Source organism: Tenacibaculum sp. TB-53, assembly GCF_059716285.2.
In genome coordinates, this window is the sequence record NZ_CM202790.1 from 2,662,560 (window position 1) to 2,685,579 (window position 23,020).

The window sequence follows — 23,020 nt, forward strand, 5'->3', positions numbered from 1 at the left end:
TTTTTTAACCCTTTATAAACCAACTTTAATAGTTCAGCCACCCCTAGCTAAGTCAAAGATTTTATTCTCAATGGTATTTACAATTTAAAACAAGCAAAAGCCTGAGTAAAAACTCAGACTTTTGTTTTTCTTTAATGTTTTTAAAACTTACTTTTTAAACAGTTTTGTTGTAAGTAGTTTTTGTCCGTCATTTATTTCTAAAATGTACATTCCAGTATTTAATTTTGAAACGTCTAGATTAGAAGATTTTAAACGACCTTCTTTTATTACTTTACCCACAGTATTTATAAGTTTATAATGTATTTTTTCTGCTTTTGAAGCTAGTTTTACTTGTACAAAATCTGCTGCTGGATTAGGATATGTTAGTAAGTCTAAACTTTCTTCATTTCCTATTGCTTCTCCATTAATATTTGCTGCAAAACCAGCTATTGTAGTTACTGAAGAGCCAGAAGAAATGTTAACAGTATAATCTTCTACCTCACCGTAAGTAAATGTTTCACATGCCGTTTGAGCACTATTGTACTTCATAGAAACTCTGAGTCTTGTAGTTCCTGAAACATTCGATGGTATTGTAAAGTCTTCATAAATATCTCCTGCACTTGATGAAGAACCACTTAACACAACTTCTGTATCTTCAAAAATACCATCTTTATCGTAGTCAATCCATGCTTTCCAGTACTCGGTATAAGAAGAGCTATTAAATCCAGCACTCACATATAATCGATTAGCTCCTTGGGCTACATTCATAGTTAAGTTTGTATAATCTTTATAACCACCATCATTTCCTGTAGTGTTATCAACTCCTCCCATAGAAACTCTGTCGATCCATTCGTAAGAAGAATTGTTTCCTTGAGAAGTACAATATTCTACTACAGATACATCTTTGGTTGTAAAAGTGGCTGTATTACTTGCTGCTGAAACATTTCCTGCAGCATCTTTAGCTTTTACTGTAAAGTTATATGTAGTATTTGCAGTTAATCCAGTTAAGTTCATTGATGTACCACTACTAACAGTTCCTGCACTTGTAGCTCCATTAAATATCTCGTAACTAGTTACTCCAACATTATCTGTTGACGCTGTCCAACTTAATGTCGCTGTTGTTTCTTCAATATTAGATGCAGTTACTGAAGAAGGCGCTGTTGGTGCTTCTGTATCTGGTGTAGCATTTGTAATATTAACTGTATAATCTTCTACTTCACCATAAGAAAATGTTGCTTCACAAGCCGTTGGTGTAGCATTGTATTTTAATACAATTCTCATTCTAGTAGTTCCTTCGGTTGCTGAAGCTGGCACTGTAAATGATGTACTTACAGGAGTATCTTTCGATGCTGCTTTTGTCCAAACTGTTTCTCCAGCATCAGAAAAATCTCCATCTTGATTATAATCAATCCATACTCCATAACCTTCACTGTAAACAGTACCTGTCCATTTTGGAGTGATAGTTATTGTATTAGATTCACCAATAGATAAATCAGTTGAAATTGTAGTGAAATCAGAATATCCTCCACCTCCATCAGAAGTGTTATCTATGCTTCCTAATTGAACTCTTTCTATATATTCATCAGCAACACTATTTCCTTTTGAAGAACAATAATTAAGTGGTGGTGTACCTGTTGTCGTTACATTTAATGTTGCTGGTGTTCCTGTTCCACCTGCTGTACATTTAGCAGCTACAGATACAATATATTCTGTTCCGCTTAATAACCCTGTAGCATTAAATGTTGTTCCTGCTACATTTGTTGTATTTCCTCCAATGGTTACATCGTAAGAAGCTGCTCCTGAAACTGCCGTCCAAGTTACTGTAAATCCATTATCACCAATATTTGATGAATTTAAGTTTGTTGGTGCTGCTAAAGCACAAGTTTGTACAAATTCTTCTCCTACATTTACTGCATAAAAAGCATTTGTTGTTGAAATTACTTCTTGAGAGTTTGCTCCGTATAAATCGGTAGCTGCTTGAATTGCTGCTGTTCTTGCGTCAGCATATGTTGAATTAGCTGATAAGTAATTAGCTTCGGTACGATACGCTATTTTTGCAGCTTTTGCCATACCAATTCCAGTAACATTGTATGTATCAGACGCATCATTTGTTCCAGAACCTCCAACAGTTAATAAATAAAACCATTTATTTAAAACTCCTGAGTTTGTATGAACTCCACAGTAGTCATTAAATCTTGTAGGTGTTCCACAGTTTGGGTTCTTCCAATAAGTTCCTCCGTAAGTATCTGGTTGCCCTTGTGATTTTGGATCGTTCATAGAACGTAAAGCAGCAGAACCACTACGTCTGTCTATTTCGTCTCCTATTAACCAAACTGAAAGGTCTGGGTTTAAATCATTTCCATTTCCTTTTGCAAAATGTTCAACAGCTGCTCCCCAAATATCTGAAAAAGCTTCGTTTAAAGCTCCTGACTCTCTTTGATATGCTAAGTTTGCTGTATAAGTACAAACGGCATGTCCTATTTCATGAGCAGCTACATCAATAGAAGTTAAAGCATCAAAGTTTCCGTTTCCTTCCTGCCCATTAGAAGAACCGTCTCCATAAGACATTACAGAACCATTCCAAAAGGCATTATCATAGTTAGTATCAACATGTACATAACTTCTAATTTGAGCTCCACTGTTGTCATAGCTATTTCTATTGTGTTTTTGTAAAAAGTACTCATATGTCATTATAGCTCCCCAATGAGCATCTAAGGCTGCATCATCTTTATTTGCACTATGTTCAGCTGTAGTCCAATTATTATCATTATCAGTAAACTGGTCATAATTTGTAACATAGGGATAAGTAGAACCTGGAGCTTGGTTTTTTGCATCTCTTGTGTGGATTTTTCTTCCGGAGTCACTTAAAATGTAGTTACCTCCACTTAGTGATGTTTCTATTGTTCTAGTTCCGCTGTAACGAGTTTGTGCAGTACCTGATGCTAATGTGGTAGTAATAGCTTCTGCTACTTTTTTACTTTTTTTAGCATGCTTAGTAAGCTCTCCTACATGACCAAATTTATCTGCATGCTTAATTATAGCGTTATAAAATAACGTTTCTCCTGTATGAGCATCTATGTATAAATACCCTCTGCTTAGCGGTTTTGTAGCAAAAATGTCGAATTTATAAGCTAGCCTTGCTTCTTTTTTCCCTATAACTTCTCTTGGAAGAATTAATAGTTCTCCTTTAGGTTTCTCATAATTATCCATTTCTTTAGCTGCTTCAGGAAATTCCCATAAATACTTTTCTGCTCCTGTGTGTGATAAAGCTTTTCGAAATGCTTGATCTTTGGATAATTTTGGGCTTATATTAACCTTTCCAACATCGTAAAACTCACCATTCATGCTCATTAAAGCACCATTTTTTGCGTGGGCTGTATAAGTGGCAAATTCTACTTTTATTCCTTTAAATTTTTGTTGAAATTTCTCGTGTGTAAAACCTAAATCATCTCTATTTGATTGGATTTTTTGTAAGCCATCATTTTTAAATAGCTTTAATTTTTTTCTAATTAAATCTGGTGCCTTTTGTAAAGACAGTTTTGAAGATTTGTTGAACTTAAGGTGTTTTAACTCTCTATTTTCTTGGGCATTTATTGTATAAACTCCTGCGAATAGAAAAGCAGATAAAAACACAGTTCTTGCATAATTGTGTTTCATTTTTGAAGGGTTTAGTTAATTGATTTTAATTAAAAAGCCTGAGAAATAACTCAGGCTTTTGTAAGATTTATTTTTTAAATACCTTAGTAGTTAGTAGTTTTTGACCATCATTAACTTCTAAGATATACATACCTGTATTTAGTTTAGAAACGTCGATATTTGATGAATTTAAACGACCTGATTTCATTACTCTACCAATTGTATTTACAATTTTATAAGTCATATTATCAGCCCTAGAAGCTAATTTTACTTGTATAAAGTCTACTGCTGGATTAGGGTAAGCCATGAAGTCTAAACTGTTTTCATTGCCCAATCTTTCTCCACTCACACTAGCTGAATGGTTTTGTCTTGTACTAGAAACAATATTTACAGTGTAGTCTTCAACTTCTCCATAAGTAAATGTTTCACACGCTGTTTGAGCAGAGTTATACTTCATAGAAACACGCATTCTTGTTGTTCCTAAAGCGGCTCCTGCAGGAACATCAACCGTAGATGTTAAGTTATTAGCACTTGATGAAGATCCTGTTACGACTTTTTCACTGTTCTCAAATGTTCCGTTTTGATTAAAATCAATCCAAACAGCCCAATGTTCTGTATATGAAGAGCTATTAAATCCTGCGCTAACAGTCATTTGGTTTGAACTTCCAACTGCCAATGTTGCTGTTTTAGAGGTAAAGTCTGCATACCCTCCATTATTTCCAGTTGCATTCGTCATTCCTCCTAACTCAACGTTATCAATCCACTCATACGAAGAATTATTTCCTTTTGAGTCACAGTATGAAACGGAGTTTGATAAAGTTGTTACGTTTATTGCACTACTAGAAGCAGAAGCATTTCCTGCTGCATCTTTTGCTCTTACTGAGAAAGTATAGGCAGTAGCAGCTGATAATCCTGTTACATTCATTGTAGTTGCTGTTACAGATCCTATGTTTGTTGTTCCTTGATAAACATCATAACCTGTTACCCCAACGTTATCTGTTGAAGCAGACCAATTTAGTGTTAATGATGTTTGTGTTACACTAGAAGCTGCTAAGTTTGTTGGTACAGTTGGTGCTGTTGTATCTGCTGTTCCTGCTCCTATTACTACTGTATAATCTTCTACTTCACCGTAAGAAAATGAAGCTTCACATGCCGTTGGAGTTGCATTATATTTTAAAACTATACGCATTCTTGTTGCTCCATCTGTAGCTGTAGCTGGCACTGTAAAAGATGTACTAACTGGTGTGTCTTTTGATGGTGCCTTTGTCCAAACTGTTTCTCCGGCATCAGCAAAATCACCATCTTGGTTATAATCTATCCAAATACCATATCCTTCATTGTACACTGTTCCTGTCCAAATTGGTGTAATAGTAATTGTATGAGAAGTTCCTTTTGCTAAATTTGTTGAAATGGCTGTATGATCTGAATATCCATTTCCTCCTCCTGTGCTATTATCAATAGTTCCTAATTGTACTCTTCCAATATACTCATCAGAAACACTGTTTCCTTTTGAGGAGCAATAAGAAAGTGTAACTTCAGGAGTAGTAAAAGTTGAAGATGCACTATACGCTGAGTTTGATCCATCAGAACACTTACTACGCACCTGTACTTCATATTGAGTTAAAGCTGATAATCCGCTTAAAGATGTTGATGTTCCTGAAACTGCATTAGTTGTCCAAGATGATGTTCCTGTTTGGCGGTATCTTACATCATAAGTAGCTCCTGAAACTACTGTCCAAGAAACTGATGCTTCAGATGAAGTTACACCAGATACTGTTACTCCTGTTGGTACAGTTGCTGTACATGAAGTAGAACCTCCTGTTTTATCAGATAATGCTAAGCTCCTACGTACGCCACCAGATTCTAAAACAGCACGCATCCTGTTTTTTTGTCCAAGTGTATATAAATTCATACAAGAGTCATCTGAGTAATCCATATAATTTTCAACCATATCCTCTGAACCACAAGATGTGTGTCCTGTTGAGCATCCATAATTTGCAGCGTCAGACTCTGGAGTATCAGAAACAAAATCATCAACACCACAGCCTCCATCACCCCAAATATGTCTTAGGTTTAAAAAGTGACCTACTTCATGCGTAGTTGTTCTTCCTTTGTCAAAAGGAGCTGATAAGTAAAAACCTGATCCTTTATCTGAACTACCAAAATATTGTGGACTCATTACAACTCCATCGGTAGATGCACTACCTCCTGGAAACTGTGCATATCCTAAAATTCCACCACCAATATTACATACCCACATATTAAGATACTCAGAAGTATCCCATGGATCTACTCCTCCTTGTGAAGATTTTTTCATTGCATCATTAGTTCCCCATGAAGTTCTAGTAGAAGACTTTCTTGTTATTCCATTTGTTGGATTACCATTAGGATCAACTTGAGCTAAATAAAACTCTATTTCTGTATCTGCTGCTTGTGACCATTTGTTTGTTTTATCTGAATTAGTTCTTCTGAAGTCTTCATTTAAAACATCCATTTGTGATTGAATTTGTGCCACACTAATATTCTCTTGAGAATTGTTATAAATTACATGGACAACTACAGGAATTTGAATTATATTTCCTACTATTTTTCCTTGTTGATTCTTCTTTTCAGCTAGTCTCCTCTGGGTAAAGGATTCTATTTCTTGCATTTTACTTTTTAAAGAAGGATTGAGGGATTGTCTGTACTCAAGGTTTTCCATTGAGTGGCAGTTTCTTTTTTCTTGGGCATACAAAGCACCAACAAAAAATAAGCACATAAGTGCTAGAGTAATTTTGTTTTTCATTTTGAAGGGTTTTTAATTGAGTTAATAAAATTTAAGAGCTTTTTTATTTCGACTCTTAATTATTTGTTAAAACATTGACAAATATATAAAAAAAGATAAAAAAATATAAATTTAAAATAGTTAATTAACTGTTTATATTCACTTTACAAAACAAAAACATTGTTTTACACCAATTAAACACTAGGTTTTATAGGATATAGAGAAAGTTTTTTATTATTACTCACTATCAAACAGTTATAGCAAAATCTTCTTTCAAGGAAAGAAAATGGAAATATTAATCGTATTTTTATTAAAATTTATAATTAATGCTTCAAGTTAAAGATTTAGAAATATCCTTTAAAAACTCTCTACCCATAGTTCAACAAGTTTCTTTTAGCCTTCAAAAAAACAAAATACTAGGAATTGTTGGTGAAAGCGGTAGTGGAAAATCAATAAGTTCTTTAGCTATTTTAGGATTACTTCCTAAAACTGCTTCCATAAAAGGGGAGATACTTTTTAACAAACAATCTTTGTTGGGTTTTAATGAGCAAGATTTTCAAAAAATACGTGGTAACCAAATAGCCATGATTTTTCAAGAACCTATGAGTTCTCTGAACCCTACATTAACTTGTGGTGTTCAAGTTGCTGAAATGCTACAACAGCATACACAATTATCTAATCAAGAAATTAAGGAGGAAGTTATTTCCTTATTCTCAAAGGTAAAACTTCCCAGACCTGAAACTATTTACGATTCGTATCCTCATCAAATAAGTGGCGGGCAAAAGCAACGTGTGATGATTGCTATGGCAATTGCCTGCAAGCCACAATTACTTATTGCTGATGAGCCTACAACAGCATTGGATGTAACCGTACAAAAAGAAATTATTTTACTTTTGAAAGAACTACAACAAGAGTTTGAAATGGGAATTATTTTTATTTCACACGATTTAGCATTGGTTTCTGAAATTACAGATTCTGTTGTGGTAATGCATAAAGGAAAAATAGTAGAAAAGGGAAGTGCTAATCATGTTTTTTTACACCCAAAAGAAAGTTATACAAAAGCTTTAATCAACTCAAAACCAAATACAGAAAAACGATTAAAAACTTTACCTACAGTTAACGATTTTATTAATGAAACTATAAACTCTACAGTGTATACAAATGAGGAGCGCACTGCTTTTCATCAAACAATATATAATAAACCTCCGTTGTTAGAAATTATTGATTTGCATAAAGATTTTATCAGCAATGCTTCATGGTTTTCAAAACCAACTGTTGTAAAAGCCGTCAATGACGTTTCTTTTAAGATTTATAAAGGTGAAACTTTAGGACTAGTAGGAGAAAGTGGTTGTGGAAAAACCACTTTAAGTAGGACTATTTTACAACTAGAAAAAGCCACTTCGGGAAGTATTCTATATAACGGAAAAGATATTACTAAACTCTCGAGAAAAGACTTTAAAAAACTTCGAAAAGAAATTCAGATTATATTTCAAGATCCGTTTTCTTCATTGAATCCAAGAATTACTGTTGGTGATGCTATTTTAGAACCGATGAAAGTTCATAACATTTTAAATTCTAATAAAGAGCGAAAAGAATATGTCTGCAACCTATTAGAAAAAGTAGGTTTAGAAGCAACTCACTTTAATCGTTACCCACATGAATTTTCTGGCGGACAGCGCCAACGTATAGGAATTGCTCGTGCTATAGCTCTACAACCAAAACTAATTATTTGTGACGAATCGGTTTCTGCACTCGATGTATCAGTGCAAGCACAAGTATTAAACTTATTGAATCAATTAAAAACAGAATTTAATTTTACTTATATATTTATTTCTCATGATTTATCTGTGGTAAAATACATGGCAGATCAATTAGTTGTAATGAACAAGGGTAGAATTGAAGAAATAGCTGATGCTGACGAAATTTACCAACATCCAAAGACAAAATACACCCAAACTTTAATAGAAGCCATCCCAAAAGGGCTGTAACTTTTTTCACTGCGTTATTAATGGTATATTGCACCGTTAAAAACGAAAAGAAAGAATATGAAGATTATAGTACCAATGGCAGGAATTGGGTCTCGTTTAAGACCTCATACATTAACAACTCCTAAGCCATTAACAGTTATTGCTGGTAAATCAATTGTACAACGATTAGTGGAAGATATCACTTCTGTTGTAGATCAACCTATAGAGGAAATTGCTTTTATAATTGGACCTGCTGCTAAAGGGTTTCCTGCAGATACAAAAGATAAATTAATAAAAATAGCAGAAAACTTAGGTGCAAAGGGTTCTGTATACGTGCAAGAAGAAGCATTAGGAACTGCTCACGCTATTTATTGTGCTAAAGAATCATTAGGTGGTTCTTGCGTAGTAGCTTTTGCTGATACGTTATTTAAGGCTGATTTTACATTAGATGCTAACGCTGATGGGGCTATTTGGGTGAAGCAAGTCGAAGATCCAAGTGCTTTTGGTGTAGTAAAATTAAAAGACGGATTTATTACTGATTTTGTTGAAAAACCAAAAGAATTTGTCTCTGATTTAGCAATTATTGGTATTTATTATTTTAAAGATGCTGATAAATTATTAGAAGAGATAAAATATTTAATTGATAATGATATCAGACCTTCTGGTGAATATCAACTAACAGAAGCTCTAGAAGCTTTAAAAGTAAAAGGAGCCAAGTTTATTCCTGGAAAAGTAAATACTTGGATGGATTGCGGTAAGAAAGACCCTACAGTAGATACCAACAAACAAGTTTTAGGCTTTGAACAAGCAGACGGCAACAATTTAGTATCTGAAGACGTTGTATTAGAGAACGCTGAAATTATTCAACCTTGTTATGTTGGAAAAAATGTAGTGTTAAAAAACACCAAAATAGGTCCTTTTGTTTCAATTGGTGAAAACAGTGTTGTTGAAAACTCAACAATTACTAACTCTTTAATTCAAACAAACGTGCATATTTCAAATGCCAATTTAGATAATGCTATGGTTGGTAACCATGCAAAATACAATGCTAATTATACATCGGTAAGTATAGGTGATTATACAGAACTTACATAAAAACTCAATAGAAAAGAGAAGAGAGAAGAGAGAAAAAAAGTTTTTTTCTAAAGCAATACTGTCTTTTTTCTTTCTCTTCTTTTCATACTTTCTAAACGCTCAAGATAGCATTCCAGCATCAATTAACATTGCTGAAAAAAACAATATTGAATTTCAACAATATTTTTTTAAAGCGCTTTCAAACAAAGCTATTTTTAATTACCAAAAAGCTATACAAAATTTAGAAGAGTGTAACAGAATACTTCCAAATAATAAAGCTGTTTTATTTGAACTTTCTAAAAACTATGAAAAATTAGGTAGAAACCCTGAAGCCCTATCTTATATTGATTTAGCTTTAGAAATAGAACCTAATAATGTTTGGATGCTTGAACACAAAGTTTTTATTTTAAGAAAGTTAGCTGATTTTGAGGACGCTATTATTACGCAACAAAAAATAGCTACAACAAACCCAAAGAAAAAACAGTTACTTGTTTTCTTACATCTCCAAAACAAAGATGTTACCTCTGCTAAAAAAGTATTAACAGAGTTAAAAGAAGCTAAGTTATTAAATGCCAGACTTCGCTCTATTGAAAGAAAAATAAATGCTCGAAAAACAACCGAGGCACAACCAAAAAAAATCACTGAAAACCTTGATCCAAAATCACTTTTTGAAAAAGAAAAATCTTATACCAATTTAAAAACGTTACTAGATAAGTTGGCCGCAAACAATGATACTGACTTATTAAAATACAGTGAACAAGGTTTAGTTCTTTTTCCTGCGCAACCTTTTGTATATTTAATGAACGGAAAAGCGTTTAATAACAATAAAGATTATAAAAAAGCAATAGAAACCTTACAGAACGGCATTGATTTTGTTATTGACAATAATGAAATAGAAGCTAAATTTTACTTAGAAATATCTAAAGCTTACCAAGGATTGAATGATATTAAAAAAGCCAATTCTTATAAAAACAAAGCTGAAAAGATTTTAAAATAGGTTTCGTTAGTATAAAATTTATGAAATACACCACTTTATTACTTATATTATTTTTAGGTTTAACTTCATGTAAATCTACCAAAAACGTTACTGGTGATGTCGTTATTAAAGAATTATCGGCACGCAAAGTAGCTAAAAAACACATTGCCTCAAATTTTGACAAAAAAACGGTAGATGCTCGTTTAAAAGTTAATTACAAAAACAATAAAGAAAGTTTAGGCTTTTCAGTAAGAATGAAGATTAAAAAAGACGAAGTTATTTGGTTGAAAGGAACCAAAATCATCTCTATTTTTAAAGCTAAAATCACTCCTACCAAAGTGCAATTTTACTCTCCATATGAAAAAAGCTACTTTGATGGAGATTTTATGATGCTAAAAAAATTATTAGGAACCGATATTAATTTTAAACAGTTACAAAGCATGTTATTAGGTGAGGCGTTGATGGATGTAAAATCTGAACGTCAAGAAGTTCAAATTCAAGAAAAATCATATCAATTGTCTCCTAAAAAACAACCTACTTTATTCGACTTATTTTTTTATGTAAACCCTAAACACTTTAAACTAAACAAGCAATTAATAGTAAACTCGTTAAAAGACCAACGTTTAGACATTAGTTATCCAAAATATCATAAGAAAAACACTACCTTTTTTCCTGAAAAAATTAACATAAGAGCTAAAGAAAAAAATAAGTTTACTATTATTGATATTACAACTCGTTCAGTAGAATATAACACTAAGTTAAATGTAAGTTTTAATATCCCTAACGGTTATAAAGAAATTCAATTATAATTATGAAGTACCCTGTTTTTTACATCTCTTTTTTATGCCTATTTTTTGTAGGAATTTCTTCTTTTGCTCAAAGTAGGAAAGAGCTTGAAAATAGGCGAAAGAAACTTAAAAATGAAATAGAGCTAGTTAATAATCTTTTGTTCACAACAAAGAAAAAAAAGACTAGTGCTTTAGACGATTTAAAAGACTTAAATCAAAAAATAAGTGTTAGAGAGCGTTTAATTGAAACTATTGAGTTAGAGACAAAATTACTTTCTCAAGAAATCAATACAAACGAGCAGCAATTAAAAAAATATAATGACGAGCTAGAAAAATTAAAAAATGACTATCGAGATATGGTCGTTAAATCTTACAAAAGTAAATCGCAACAAAGTAAAACCATGTTTTTATTGTCTTCAGAAAGCTTTTATCAAGCTTATAAGAGATTAAAATACATGCAACAATATAAAGACTACAGAAAAAAACAAGGAGAAGAAATTATAGTTAAAGCGAAAGAAGTAGAACAACTAAACGACTCGTTAACTGCGCAAAAAAAATCAAAAGAAGCGTTACTTTCTGACGAGAAAAGTCAGAAAAAAGAAATTGAAGACGATAAGAAAAACCAAGAAAAACTCATCTCTAAAATTAAAAAAGAAGAGAAAAAATACAAAAGCGATTTACAGAAAAAACAACGAGAAGAAAAAAGAATTGCTGCCAGAATTGATAAGTTAATTAGAGATGCTATTGCTAAAGCAAACAAAGGCAAAAAAACTACAAAAGGTAAAACCAAAAGCTCTGGTTTTATTTTAAATGCCGAAGAAAAAGCTTTACTTGCTAACTTTGAGCAAAATAGAGGTAATTTACCTTGGCCTGTTAAAGGTGTTATTACACGAAAATATGGAGTTCAACCACACCCTACATTTCCTGGAATTACTATCAATAGCCACGGGTTATACATTGCAACCAAAGCAAATACCGATGTAAAGAGTATTTTTAACGGAAAAGTTTTAGTTATTCAATTACATCCTGATGGAAGAAAATCAGTTTTAGTACAACATGGTAACTATATTTCTGCATACAATAAGTTAAAAGAAGTTTATGTAAAAAAAGGTGATGCTGTTAAAACTGGCGACAAACTAGGAAAAGTATTCACTAACAAAGTAACAGGTAAAACACAACTTAGTTTTATGTTGTATAAAGACCGAAACCGATTGAACCCTGCACAATGGATTCGTTCTTAACACCATTAAAACAGTTATAAATTTTATTTTTAAATTGTAACCAAATTTAAACGTGTGAAAAACGCATCAAACTTTATTATTGTAACTGTAGCAATTATTGCAACATTAGTCATTGGCAAAGGGATTTTAATTCCTTTTATTTTTGCTATTATTTTTTGGTTTTTAACACGTGAAATCCGAAAAACAATATATAGAATACCTTTTGCAAAACGATTTATTCCATTTTGGTTAAGTAATGTTTTTGTATTTACATTAATTATACTTGGTTTTGGTTTTATTTCTGAAATTATAACAAATAGTATTTCAAACTTAACCACATCATATTCAAAATATGAACCAAATATTGATGCTATTATAAAGCGTTTTAATGCTTACTTTCATATAGATATTGTTACATCACTTAAATCTGTTATTGGAGATTTTGACTATGGCTCTTTTTTAGGTGATATCGCGAACGGAATCAGCAGCTTGCTCGGTGATACCTTTATGATAATAATTTATGCTTTATTTATCTTTTTAGAGGAAAGTAACTTTAAAAAAAAGTTACAAAAGGTTTTTTTAGATACCTCAGAGAATTCAAAAGGTTTTCAAGCAATTTTAAAAAAAGTAGAAACCTCTATTTCTAATTACTTACGATTAAAAACATATGTAAGCCTACTAACAGGTGTTTTAAGCTACTTTATTTTATTAATGGTTGGAGTAGATGGCGCTCCTTTTTGGGCTTTCTTAATCTTCCTTTTAAATTATATACCAACTATTGGTTCATTGGTAGCTACAGCTTTTCCTGCTATTTTTTGCCTAATACAATTTGGAGAGTTTGCTCCTTTTTTAATTGTTGCTATAGCAGTAGGAGCCGTTCAAGTTATTGTTGGTAATGTTGTAGAACCAAAAGTTTTTGGAAGGTCGCTAAACTTAAGCCCACTTGTAACAATACTTTCTTTAGCTGTTTGGGGAGAAATTTGGGGAATAACTGGTATGATATTATCGGTACCAATTACAGTAATTATGATTATTATTTTCTCTCAGTTTGAAAAAACAAAAAACATTGCCATCTTTCTATCAGAAAATGGCAATGTTGATGACATATAAACGATTTTAATCCATAAAAATAGATTTCAACTCCAAAGCCTCCTTAGGATCCATTTTACCTGCTAAAACTAAGCTTAATTGCTTTCTACGTAATGCAGCTTCATAACGTTGTTTCTCTAATTCGGTTTCTGGTTCAATTTGAGGAATTGGTACTGGTTTTCCTGTTTCATCAACAGCAACAAACGTATAAATTCCTTCATTTACCTTCGTTTTTTCACCCGATTGACGATCTTCAATCCAAACATCTACATAAATCTCCATTGACGATTTAAAAGCACGTGAAACCTTTGCTTCTAAAGTAACCACACTTCCTACAGGTACCGATTTGGTAAAGGCTACGTGATTTACAGAGGCTGTTACTACAATTCTTCTCGAATGACGGCGTGCAGCAATACTACAAGCTCTATCCATACGAGCTAATAACTCTCCTCCAAAAAGGTTATCTAAATAATTTGTTTCTCCTGGTAAAACTAAATCGGTAAGTACAGTTAACGATTCTCTTGGTGATTTTGCTCTCATCAATTAAATTTTGATGCAAAGATACAGCAACAAAAAAATCTACCTAAAATAAATGTAGTTTATTTAACCAACAACCAAGCGTCTTCGCTAACAGATTCTTTAATAATTTCTAGAGCTTTTCTAGCTTCTTCTTTAGTTGCATAGCTAGCAAAAGCTACTTGAGTTAAGCCTAATCTGTTCTTTCCAACAATAGAAGCATCATAGCCCTTATCTTCTAACTCTGTTAATTTGTTTTCAGCATTATGCTCTTCTTGAAAAGCTCCAGCTATGATATGAAAGTTTCTATCTTCTTTACTAACGTTTAAGTTAATTGTTGGTAACGGATTCTCTATTACAAAAGTTGCTGATTGAATTTTCTTCTCAACAGCTTCTTCTTGATTTGCTAATACTTGTTGTTGATTTTGAACACCATTCCAACCCACATAGGCAATTCCTACAAAAACAGCTGCAGCGGCAGTCCTTTTTAAATACAACGGAATTGTTTTTCTGTTTTCTTTAGTAGTAGGTAATGACTTAATTGTTACTTCTTTTACTCTTTCTACAGAAGGTGTTGAAACCTCAGCTAATCCAAAAGATTCTTTTAAAAAGTTACTTGATGTATTTGGTTCAAAAATAATTTGTTTTGCCTCGTTTAATGACAAGCTTCCTACAGAAGCAACAGTAACAGTTGTTGTTGCTAACTTTTCTTTCCATTGTGCAACTTCCTCTGCTATAAAAGCAGTAGCTTCTTCAAAAGAAATATTTTTACTCGAAGCTATATAATTTGCCAATAAACCGTCATTATGCTGTAAATATGCATTAAACGTGAGTTGTTTTTTTGGCGGATAAAAAGTGTGAGTAGTTGTATTTACTCTAGCACCAATTTTATTGGTTACAAATCCTCCAAAATTAGGAACAATTACGCAATCGTATCTATATAATAAATCGTTAATGTAGTTGGCTAATGTCATAATAACAAATATAGTTTTTTAGTGAATTACTTTCAAGTAATCTTGTAATTTTTATCAACAGTTTTTTGTATATTGATACTCAAATTATTGCTATCATGAATACAGAAAAATTACTTGCTATTTTACGTTTACAAGCAACTAAAAACATAGGTGATATTTTGGCAAAAAGGCTAATTACCTCTGTAGGAAGTGTTGAACAAGTATTTTTAGAGAAGAAAAATGTACTCCATAAAATTAACGGAATAGGAACTCATGTAACTCAATATCTTTTTGATGAAAGTAACCTGAAAAGAGCAGAGGAGGAGCTGTATTATATTCAACAAAACAACACTACTTTTTCTTATTTTTTAGATGATAATTATCCGCAACAGCTAAAACATTGTATTGATGCTCCAATCTTACTTTTTAAAGACGGCAACCTCAACTTAAACAATGATAAAATTATTTCGATTGTAGGAACTCGGAAAATGAGTTCGTACGGACGCGATTTCTGCAATCAACTTATTAAAGACTTAAAAGAATACAATCCTATAATTGTAAGTGGTTTTGCTTATGGAGTAGATATTTGCGCACACAAAGCTGCAATAAAAAACAACCTGCAAACTATTGCTGTCTTAGCACACGGATTGGATGAAGTATACCCAAAAACACATAAAAAATATATTCATCAAGTAAATGAGAATGGTGGTTTTATTACCGAGTTTTGGCACCATGAGCAACCTATGAGAGAAAACTTTTTAAAACGAAATCGTATTGTAGCTGGGCTATCTAAAGCAACCATTATTATTGAATCTGCTAAAAAAGGAGGGTCGTTAGTTACTGCTGATATTGCCAATTCGTACAATCGTGATGTGTTTGCGCTACCGGGTAGAGCAACCGATATATATAGCAAAGGTTGTAACAACCTCATTAAAAACAATCAAGCACATTTATTAACCTCTGCTGAAGATATTGTAAAAATGCTTAATTGGGATCTGCCGAGAGCCTCGGCACCTATTCAAAACAAGCTTTTTGTTGATTTGAATGAAACCGAACAAAAAATACACAATTACTTACAACAAAATGGTAAACAGTTGTTAGATGTTATTGCGTTAGATTGTAATCTTCCTACTTATCAACTATCCTCTATTTTGGTTCAAATGGAATTAAAAGGGGTTATAAAACCTTTACCCGGAAAAGTGTTTGAAGTTAAATAATAGTTAAAGTGATTATACTACCTGTTTTTCTTGAAACAAACATTTAGTTTCGCTTTAAAAACCAGGCAGTCGAAAATGGAAAAAAGAGTAGGCAAAAAATTGTAATTTAATTAAAAATGAGAAAAAAAATTTTAACTATTACTACATTGCTGATGTTTATCGCAATATCAGTCAACAGTCAATCAAAAGAAGAAGTAATTACTAAAGCTGTACAAGACGCAAAATCTGGAGTTAGATTAATGAATGGTTATTCCATGTCTTTAGATATGGTACCTTTTGGCTACTATGACACTGCGTATAGAGTTGCTAAACAATCTTTCTCTGGTTCTTCTAACTCTTCAAGTAATCCACCATCAAGTATTTCAGGGCCAGGTGAACAAATAGGTTTTATTAATGACGATAAATATCACAATTATGTAGGATCAAATCGTGATTTAATCAAATATTTAATAGAGAAGTTATAACTCGATAAAAATATAATAAAAAAAGCAGCTACATTTAATTTATGTAGCTGCTTTGTTTTAAAGTATTATCAACATAAATTCCTTTAAAATTAATTATTTTTGAGAAATAATCTTCCATGCATGTCAGAATATAAACTCATATCACAAAAAAAACCAGCTTTTCCTGTTACCAAAAAACTAGGAAACTACTTAAAAAGACATAACAGAACTATAAAAATTCCTATTTTTTATGATGATTTGTTGCGTTTTCAAGGTTCGGTTGCTGTGTATGATAAACACGATAATGATACCTTATGGATACGCGTTTTTTATAATGAGTTTGAGCGGGCTGAAATTGATTTATACCTAAAAAAAGTATATAATATCTTACACTCTAACGGTTCTGACGCCAGTATTAAGCATTTAAATGTTGATGCTATCGATTTTTGTACGTTTGGTAACTCTAAACCTTTTCGTATAAAAATTCGAAATATTTTAAATGATAACTACACCTATTTTTACGTAAAGAAAACCGATGCTTCTCGTATTTACGGACTAGAGTTAGAGGATATTTTATCTCCTTACAACCTAAACTTTTTGGTATATGAAGACACGTTGATAGAAGAGCATATATCAGGAATTCCAGGAGATGTTTTTATCAATGATTATTTAGATGATTGTTTAGACATTGAAAAAGCGCAACTGGCCAAAGAGTTTGTTAAATTTAACGAGCGTTGTATGATTCGTTTGTTAGGCGATATGCGTTCGTATAACTACGTAGTAGTACCCACACACGATTTTGAAAATGTTGTATATAAAATTCGTCCGATAGATTTTGACCAACAATGTTATGAAGGGAAGTTTAAAGTGTATTATCCACAGTTTTTTAAAGAAAATTTAAAGCTCGTTCAACTGGTAGGAGATAAGCTTACTTCAGAATCTATTGAGCAATATCAAATAGAAGAGCGATCAATTGTTGCTAAAAGAATTTTAGGTTCTCGTTCTCGATTGAATCGTTTGCTTTCCGCTATGAAATCAGATAATATTTCTATACCAAAAAATATCGAACAATTAAAATCAGAAATTTTTGAATTTACAGGAGATATTAATTTTAGAGATAGTGATGGTATGGGTGAAGTTTTAGACAGTGCACTAACTTTTGTTCGTAGAAATTACGAAGATGTGAGTATGAAAACCATTATTCAACAACAGCAAAGATTACACTAGCCTTTTCTACTTCGAATACTTTCAATAATCACTGTTGCTAAAATTAAGCTTCCACCAATAAACGTGTTCCACGTGGGAATTTCGTTTAAGAAAATAAACGCTAACAAAATTCCGAAAACAGGTTGAATGCTACTAATTATACTTGCGGTTGATGCCGAAAAAAACTGTAGTGAATGTACCATTAAACTATGTCCGATAGCCGTAGTTAACAAAGCCAATAATAGTAAATAGGGGAGTTGCTCTTGAAACCCGGAAACATCCATAAAAAATAAAACGGGAACTAAGGTTACGGTAATTATTACCACTTGATAAAACATCAACATTACTCCATTGTATTGCTGTACATACTGCTTTAAAATCAAAATTCTAACAGAATAACACAATGCAGAAAGCAAGCCAAATAACACGCCTTGTACTTGTGTATTTTTAATATCAAAATCAGGGGCTAGAATGTATAAACCTAGCAACACCATCAACCCTAAAACAATATGAATCGGGTTGAATTTTATTTTTAAAAACAGGGGTTCTAAAAAGGCAATCATTACTGGAAACGTGTACAATGACAACATTCCAATAGCTACATTGGACAGTTTTAACGCATAGAAATACGTAATCCAATGTGCACCCATAAAAATTCCCCCCATTAAAAAAGGGAACAAGTGCCTTCTTGATTGTATGGTTAAATCAATCTTTTTGAATCGGCAAAAGACATACAAAATCACCATAGCAATCACCGAACGAAACCACACAATAACTTCTGAAGGCATTGCAATATACTTACCTAACACACCCGATGTACTGATGAATAAGGTAGCTAATAATAGCCCTGAAAGGTTTTTTATATGGTTAGTTTGCATGAGGGTAAATGTATGTCATTTCAACCAGAGGAAGAAATCTTAAGAAGATGAGTTACTCAATTGAATGAGATTTCTCGCTACCGCTCAAAATGACGTTTTGTTTGTTCTCGTCATTGCGAATGGACACTGAGCGGAATCGAAGTGGAAATGAAGCAATCTTCCAGTTGTGAATTTAATTGTCACATCGAGTGAATTTCTTTTTCGATAGAGGAAAGAAATTTGTATCGAGATGTATAGACTAGTTCTCGATACAATTTTCACTCATTCCAATCGTGAAAACCACTCGAACTGACAAAGCTTAATTATTAAACTTCTTCTTTGCTAAGTTCGGTAGTTTTTCAAACTCGTTATTTATAAGAGCTTCTTTTTTTGATCTTGACCATTTTTTAATTTGTTTTTCTTTTTCAATAGCCATTTCTACATTAGTAAACTCACAATAAAAAACCAATTCAACAGGTCTTCTTTTTGAAGTGTAACTATCTTTAAAAGTTCCGTTTTGGTGCTGAAATATTCGTTGAGATAGGTTTGAAGTTACTCCTGTATAATAACTTTTATCTGAACATTGTAATATGTAAACAAAGTATATTTTCATTTTAAAATTTATCAACAAACTAATTACTTTTTACAAAAATGACAATTCTTTATTCCGTCATTGCTAAGTGAGCATACCCATATTTTGGTTGTGAGCTTAATTGTCACATCGAGTGAATTTCTTTTTCGATAGAGGAAAGAAATTTGTATCGAGATGTATACAAACTAGTTCTCGATACAATTTTCACTCATTCTAATCGTGAAAACCACTCGAACTGACAACTTCTTTGTACCGTCATTGCGAATCTTTCGACTGTCGCTCAAGACAGACTAAAGTGAAGCAATCTCTAAGTCGTGAGTTATTAATAAACAGATTACTTCGCTCGTTCCTCGCTCGCAATGACGTTTTATACTTTCTGTAAGGTTTCTAACGCCTTGTATACACTATCAATTTTAATAAATGTGATGAGTAAGCGCAATCCGTTTTTGGTTTTCTTTTCTTTCATTACACAACTCTTCGGGTTTTGCTGTACATACCTCAACATTTTGGTAAATGCTTCGGTTTGATAAAAAGCACTTTGCTGATCGGATACAAAATAACCTAACATGCGTTTTTGCTTTAAAATTACCTTTTCTAAACCTAATTCTTTCGCCAACCATTTAATACGAACACTGTCTAATAAATCGGCCACTTGCGTTGGATATTCTCCAAAACGATCGATAATTTCAGTCTCAAAAGTTTGTAATTCCTCTTCCGTAGTTAAGGTTCCTAATTTGTTGTATAAACTCAAACGTTCGGTAACTGAGTTGACATAATCATCTGGGAACAAAATTTCAAAATCGGTATCAATTTGCACCTCTTTCACATACTCTTTCGGTGCATTTTCATCCGTAGGATATAAGTCTTTGAATTCATTTTCCTTGAGTTCTTCAATGGCTTCATGTAAGATTTTCTGATAGGTATCAAAACCAATATCGTTGATAAATCCGCTTTGTTCTCCACCTAATAAATCTCCAGCACCACGAATTTCCAAGTCTTTCATGGCAATGTTCAATCCGCTTCCTAAATCAGAAAACAATTCTAATGCCTGAATTCGTTTACGTGCATCATCGGTCATATGGTGATACGGTGGCGTGATAAAATAACAGAAGGCTTTTTTGTTCGAACGTCCTACACGACCACGCATTTGGTGTAAATCTGAAAGCCCAAAATTATTCGCATTGTTGATGAAAATCGTATTCGCATTCGGTACATCCAATCCACTTTCAATAATGGTGGTAGACACCAATACATCAAACTCATTATTCATAAAACCAAGCATGAGTTCTTCTAACTTTTTTCCTTCCATTTGTCCGTGACCAATGCCAATTTTAGCACTTGGCACCAAACGTTGCAACAATCCTGCTACTTCTTTGATGTTTTCGATACGATTATGAATAAAAAATACCTGTCCACCACGAGAAATCTCATACGAAATCGCATCGCGAATAGTTTCTTCACTAAAGCGAATCACGTTGGTTTCTATGGGGTGACGGTTGGGTGGTGGTGTTTTAATTACCGATAAATCTCTCGCCGCCATCAGACTGAACTGTAAAGTACGCGGAATTGGCGTTGCCGTTAAAGTCAATGTATCTACATTTTCCTTAATGGTTTTTAGCTTGTCTTTTGCTGCTACTCCAAATTTTTGTTCCTCATCAATAATCAACAATCCTAAATCTTTAAACTGAACTGCTTTATTGGTTAACTGGTGCGTTCCTATTACAATATCTACACTTCCATCAGCAACCCCTTCTAACACGCCTTTGCGCTGTTTTGTGGTTCTAAAACGGTTTAGGTAGTCAATCGTAACCGGAAAGTCTTTTAATCGCTTAGAAAAGGTTTTAAAGTGCTGAAATGCTAAAACTGTAGTTGGTACAAGCACCGCAACCTGTTTTCCGTTATCTACCGCTTTAAAAGCCGCTCTAATGGCAATTTCTGTTTTTCCAAAACCAACATCACCACATACCAAACGATCCATCGGTTGTTCTTTTTCCATATCGGCTTTTACCTCTTGGGTAGAAGAGAACTGATCAGGTGTGTCTTCGTATAAGAAACTCGCTTCCAACTCGTGTTGCATATGCGTGTCGGGTCCGAAAGCAAATCCTTTTTGTAGTTTTCGTTTTGCGTATAACTGAATTAGGTTAAACGCAATATGTTTTACACGAGCTTTAGTTTTTTGCTTGACTTTTTTCCAAGCATTCGACCCTAGTTTGTATACTTTAGGCGGTTTACCATCTTTTCCGTTGAATTTGGAAATTTTGTGTAGCGAGTGAATACTTACGTATAAAATATCGCGATCGCCATAAATTAACTTGATAGCTTCTTGCTTTTTGCCTTCTACATCTATTTTTTGAAGTCCTCCAAATTTTCCAATACCATGGTCGATATGGGTTACATAATCACCTACGTCTAATTTGGTGAGCTCTTGTAGGGTGATAGATTGTTTTTTTGCGTATCCGTTTTTGAGTCGGAATTTGTAATAACGCTCAAAGATTTGATGATCGGTATAACAAACAATTTTACTATCAATATCCACAAACCCTTGATACAACGGAAACACAATGGTTTCATAAGAAACCTTTTCTTCGTGGTCATCAAAAATATCGTGGAAACGTTGTGCTTGCTGTTCGTTAGAACATAAAATATAATTGGTAAATCCTTTGGCCGAAAACTCATTGAAATTCTGAATTAACAGGTCGAATTTTTTGTTGAAAGACGGTTGTGGGTGGGTATCGAAGTTGATGCTTACGTTAGTGAGATTTAGCTCCGCTGAACCTTGCGGTTTCTCACTTCGTTCAGAATGACGGTTTTTACTGATGTCAACCGTTGTAAAATCTTGTAGTTGATTACGTATGAGTTCTCCGTTGCAAAACAGTTCTTCGGGTTTTGCATGTTTGATTTCGGTAGATAATTCGTTAAACGATAGTTCTGCTTTTCGATAGAATTTATCTAGTGAATCACTTAGTAAATCTAAATTCTTAACGAAAACAGCGGTTTTTGCTGATATGTATTTTAAAAAGCTTTCTCTGCTTTCTTGTAGTGTTTTGTTTTCTACATTGGGCATAATGCTCACTTTCTTCAGTTTTTCTTTAGAAAGTTGCGTTTCTACATCAAACGTTCGGATGCTGTCTACCTCATCACCAAAAAACTCTATACGATACGGTTCGTCGTGCGAAAACGAAAACACGTCGATAATTCCACCACGTACCGAAAACTCTCCTGGTTCGGTTACAAAATCGACACGTTTAAAATGATATTCGAACAGTACTTCGTTGACAAAATCGAGCGATACTTGCTCGCCCACCACTACTTTAAGCGTGTTTTTTTCCAGCTCTTTTTTGGTGACTACCTTTTCGAACAGGGCAGTAGGGTAGGTAACAATAATCGCAGGTTTTTTACGAGAATTGATACGGTTTAACACCTCTGAACGTAGCAGTACATTGGCATTGTCGGTTTCTTCAATCTGATAGGGTCTGCGATACGAACCCGGATAAAACAGCACATTTTTATCGCCCAATAACTGCTCTAAATCGTTTAGATAATAAGCAGCTTCTTCCTTGTCGTTAAAAATTAACAAGTAAGGTTTATCGGCTTGTTTAAAAGTTTCGGAAATGACAAAAGACAACGAAGAACCGACCAAATTCGTTAGTTGAAAATGGTGTGGATCTTGTTGAAGCTGATGAACAATCTGTTTTACATTTTCAGATTGTTGGTAGTGGTTTACAATTGCTTGCTTGCTCAAC

General features: G+C 33.2%; 16 protein-coding genes. 9 read left to right on the forward strand and 7 right to left on the reverse strand.

All coding sequences use genetic code 11. From position 1 onward, the window contains the following. Positions 1 to 147 precede the first annotated feature (147 nt). Together AC3VJB_RS12190 and AC3VJB_RS12195 are read right to left on the reverse strand one after the other, a co-directional pair. A complete protein-coding gene (locus tag AC3VJB_RS12190) occupies positions 148 to 3,636 on the reverse strand; it encodes a M4 family metallopeptidase (protein ID WP_437823541.1) in 3,489 nt (1,162 codons plus the stop codon). A gap of 67 nt (positions 3,637 to 3,703) precedes the next feature. Continuing rightward, positions 3,704 to 6,400 carry a GEVED domain-containing protein gene (locus tag AC3VJB_RS12195; protein ID WP_497667195.1) on the reverse strand — a complete coding sequence of 899 codons (2,697 nt, stop codon included), beginning with the start codon at positions 6,398 to 6,400 and terminating at the stop codon, positions 3,704 to 3,706. A gap of 305 nt (positions 6,401 to 6,705) precedes the next feature. Here AC3VJB_RS12195 and AC3VJB_RS12200 point away from each other — a divergent pair, with 305 nt between their 5' ends. Genes AC3VJB_RS12200 through AC3VJB_RS12225 form a run of 6 tightly spaced genes read left to right on the forward strand, consistent with a single transcriptional unit; the run spans position 6,706 to position 13,514 of the window. Then, positions 6,706 to 8,367 carry an ABC transporter ATP-binding protein gene (locus tag AC3VJB_RS12200; protein ID WP_497667196.1) on the forward strand — a complete coding sequence of 554 codons (1,662 nt, stop codon included), beginning with the start codon at positions 6,706 to 6,708 and terminating at the stop codon, positions 8,365 to 8,367. 57 nt (positions 8,368 to 8,424) lie between these two features. After that, complete coding sequence (locus tag AC3VJB_RS12205) at positions 8,425 to 9,441, forward strand: sugar phosphate nucleotidyltransferase (RefSeq protein ID WP_125343892.1); 1,017 nt, start codon at positions 8,425 to 8,427, stop codon at positions 9,439 to 9,441. Beyond that, positions 9,419 to 10,417 (forward strand): tetratricopeptide repeat protein, encoded by a 999-nt coding sequence (locus tag AC3VJB_RS12210; protein ID WP_497667197.1) that lies wholly within the window; start codon positions 9,419 to 9,421, stop codon positions 10,415 to 10,417. The genes AC3VJB_RS12205 and AC3VJB_RS12210 overlap by 23 nt, the downstream gene beginning before the upstream one ends. Before the next feature lie 20 nt (positions 10,418 to 10,437). Continuing rightward, the gene (gene lolB1 / locus AC3VJB_RS12215; RefSeq protein WP_047788031.1) at positions 10,438 to 11,205 is read left to right on the forward strand and encodes a lipoprotein insertase outer membrane protein LolB1; all 768 of its coding nucleotides are present in this window, start codon (positions 10,438 to 10,440) and stop codon (positions 11,203 to 11,205) included. Between the two features lie 2 nt (positions 11,206 to 11,207). Further along, on the forward strand, positions 11,208 to 12,425 hold the full coding sequence (locus tag AC3VJB_RS12220) for a murein hydrolase activator EnvC family protein (RefSeq protein WP_172644825.1): 1,218 nt from the start codon (positions 11,208 to 11,210) through the stop codon (positions 12,423 to 12,425). Positions 12,426 to 12,479: 54 nt separating this feature from the next. Then, the gene (locus tag AC3VJB_RS12225) at positions 12,480 to 13,514 is read left to right on the forward strand and encodes an AI-2E family transporter (RefSeq protein ID WP_047788032.1); all 1,035 of its coding nucleotides are present in this window, start codon (positions 12,480 to 12,482) and stop codon (positions 13,512 to 13,514) included. A gap of 6 nt (positions 13,515 to 13,520) precedes the next feature. Here AC3VJB_RS12225 and AC3VJB_RS12230 read toward each other — a convergent pair whose 3' ends face one another. Both AC3VJB_RS12230 and AC3VJB_RS12235 read right to left on the reverse strand, forming a co-directional pair. Next, positions 13,521 to 14,033, reverse strand: a complete 513-nt coding sequence (locus tag AC3VJB_RS12230; RefSeq protein WP_047788033.1) for an acyl-CoA thioesterase — start codon at positions 14,031 to 14,033, stop codon at positions 13,521 to 13,523. Positions 14,034 to 14,092: 59 nt separating this feature from the next. After that, positions 14,093 to 14,983 carry an HU domain-containing protein gene (locus AC3VJB_RS12235; RefSeq protein ID WP_253679283.1) on the reverse strand — a complete coding sequence of 297 codons (891 nt, stop codon included), beginning with the start codon at positions 14,981 to 14,983 and terminating at the stop codon, positions 14,093 to 14,095. 95 nt (positions 14,984 to 15,078) lie between these two features. On the opposite strand from AC3VJB_RS12235, the gene dprA reads away from it, so the two are divergent. The 3 genes from dprA (at position 15,079) to AC3VJB_RS12250 (ending at position 17,849) form a co-directional block, all read left to right on the forward strand. Next, positions 15,079 to 16,179 carry a DNA-processing protein DprA gene (gene dprA, locus AC3VJB_RS12240; RefSeq protein WP_497667198.1) on the forward strand — a complete coding sequence of 367 codons (1,101 nt, stop codon included), beginning with the start codon at positions 15,079 to 15,081 and terminating at the stop codon, positions 16,177 to 16,179. 152 nt (positions 16,180 to 16,331) lie between these two features. Further along, positions 16,332 to 16,643: a hypothetical protein gene (locus AC3VJB_RS12245; protein WP_497667199.1), complete on the forward strand. Its 312-nt coding sequence runs from the start codon at positions 16,332 to 16,334 to the stop codon at positions 16,641 to 16,643. A 120-nt stretch (positions 16,644 to 16,763) separates the two neighbouring features. Further along, positions 16,764 to 17,849: a hypothetical protein gene (locus AC3VJB_RS12250; protein ID WP_047788036.1), complete on the forward strand. Its 1,086-nt coding sequence runs from the start codon at positions 16,764 to 16,766 to the stop codon at positions 17,847 to 17,849. Here AC3VJB_RS12250 and AC3VJB_RS12255 read toward each other — a convergent pair. From AC3VJB_RS12255 to mfd, 3 genes are all read right to left on the reverse strand, one after another. Further along, positions 17,846 to 18,706, reverse strand: a complete 861-nt coding sequence (locus AC3VJB_RS12255) for a DMT family transporter (protein WP_047788037.1) — start codon at positions 18,704 to 18,706, stop codon at positions 17,846 to 17,848. The genes AC3VJB_RS12250 and AC3VJB_RS12255 overlap by 4 nt on opposite strands. 298 nt (positions 18,707 to 19,004) lie before the next feature. Further along, on the reverse strand, positions 19,005 to 19,298 hold the full coding sequence (locus tag AC3VJB_RS12260) for a GIY-YIG nuclease family protein (RefSeq protein WP_047788038.1): 294 nt from the start codon (positions 19,296 to 19,298) through the stop codon (positions 19,005 to 19,007). 346 nt (positions 19,299 to 19,644) lie between these two features. Further along, positions 19,645 to 23,019, reverse strand: coding sequence for a transcription-repair coupling factor (mfd, locus tag AC3VJB_RS12265; protein ID WP_497667200.1), 3,375 nt, complete (start codon positions 23,017 to 23,019; stop codon positions 19,645 to 19,647). Position 23,020: the final 1 nt, after the last annotated feature.

Bases quoted from the DNA above. Each gene is read 5' to 3' on its own strand.
- AC3VJB_RS12220 (WP_172644825.1), top strand. From the start codon at position 11,208: ATGAAGTACCCTGTTTTTTACATCTCTTTTTTATGCCTATTTTTTGTA.
- AC3VJB_RS12260 (WP_047788038.1), bottom strand. From the start codon at position 19,298: ATGAAAATATACTTTGTTTACATATTACAATGTTCAGATAAAAGTTAT.
- AC3VJB_RS12195 (WP_497667195.1), bottom strand. From the start codon at position 6,400: ATGAAAAACAAAATTACTCTAGCACTTATGTGCTTATTTTTTGTTGGT.
- AC3VJB_RS12245 (WP_497667199.1), top strand. From the start codon at position 16,332: ATGTTTATCGCAATATCAGTCAACAGTCAATCAAAAGAAGAAGTAATT.
- AC3VJB_RS12235 (WP_253679283.1), bottom strand. From the start codon at position 14,983: ATGACATTAGCCAACTACATTAACGATTTATTATATAGATACGATTGC.
- lolB1 (WP_047788031.1), top strand. From the start codon at position 10,438: ATGAAATACACCACTTTATTACTTATATTATTTTTAGGTTTAACTTCA.
- AC3VJB_RS12255 (WP_047788037.1), bottom strand. From the start codon at position 18,706: ATGCAAACTAACCATATAAAAAACCTTTCAGGGCTATTATTAGCTACC.
- AC3VJB_RS12200 (WP_497667196.1), top strand. From the start codon at position 6,706: ATGCTTCAAGTTAAAGATTTAGAAATATCCTTTAAAAACTCTCTACCC.
- AC3VJB_RS12250 (WP_047788036.1), top strand. From the start codon at position 16,764: ATGTCAGAATATAAACTCATATCACAAAAAAAACCAGCTTTTCCTGTT.
- AC3VJB_RS12230 (WP_047788033.1), bottom strand. From the start codon at position 14,033: ATGAGAGCAAAATCACCAAGAGAATCGTTAACTGTACTTACCGATTTA.
- AC3VJB_RS12190 (WP_437823541.1), bottom strand. From the start codon at position 3,636: ATGAAACACAATTATGCAAGAACTGTGTTTTTATCTGCTTTTCTATTC.
- dprA (WP_497667198.1), top strand. From the start codon at position 15,079: ATGAATACAGAAAAATTACTTGCTATTTTACGTTTACAAGCAACTAAA.
- AC3VJB_RS12205 (WP_125343892.1), top strand. From the start codon at position 8,425: ATGAAGATTATAGTACCAATGGCAGGAATTGGGTCTCGTTTAAGACCT.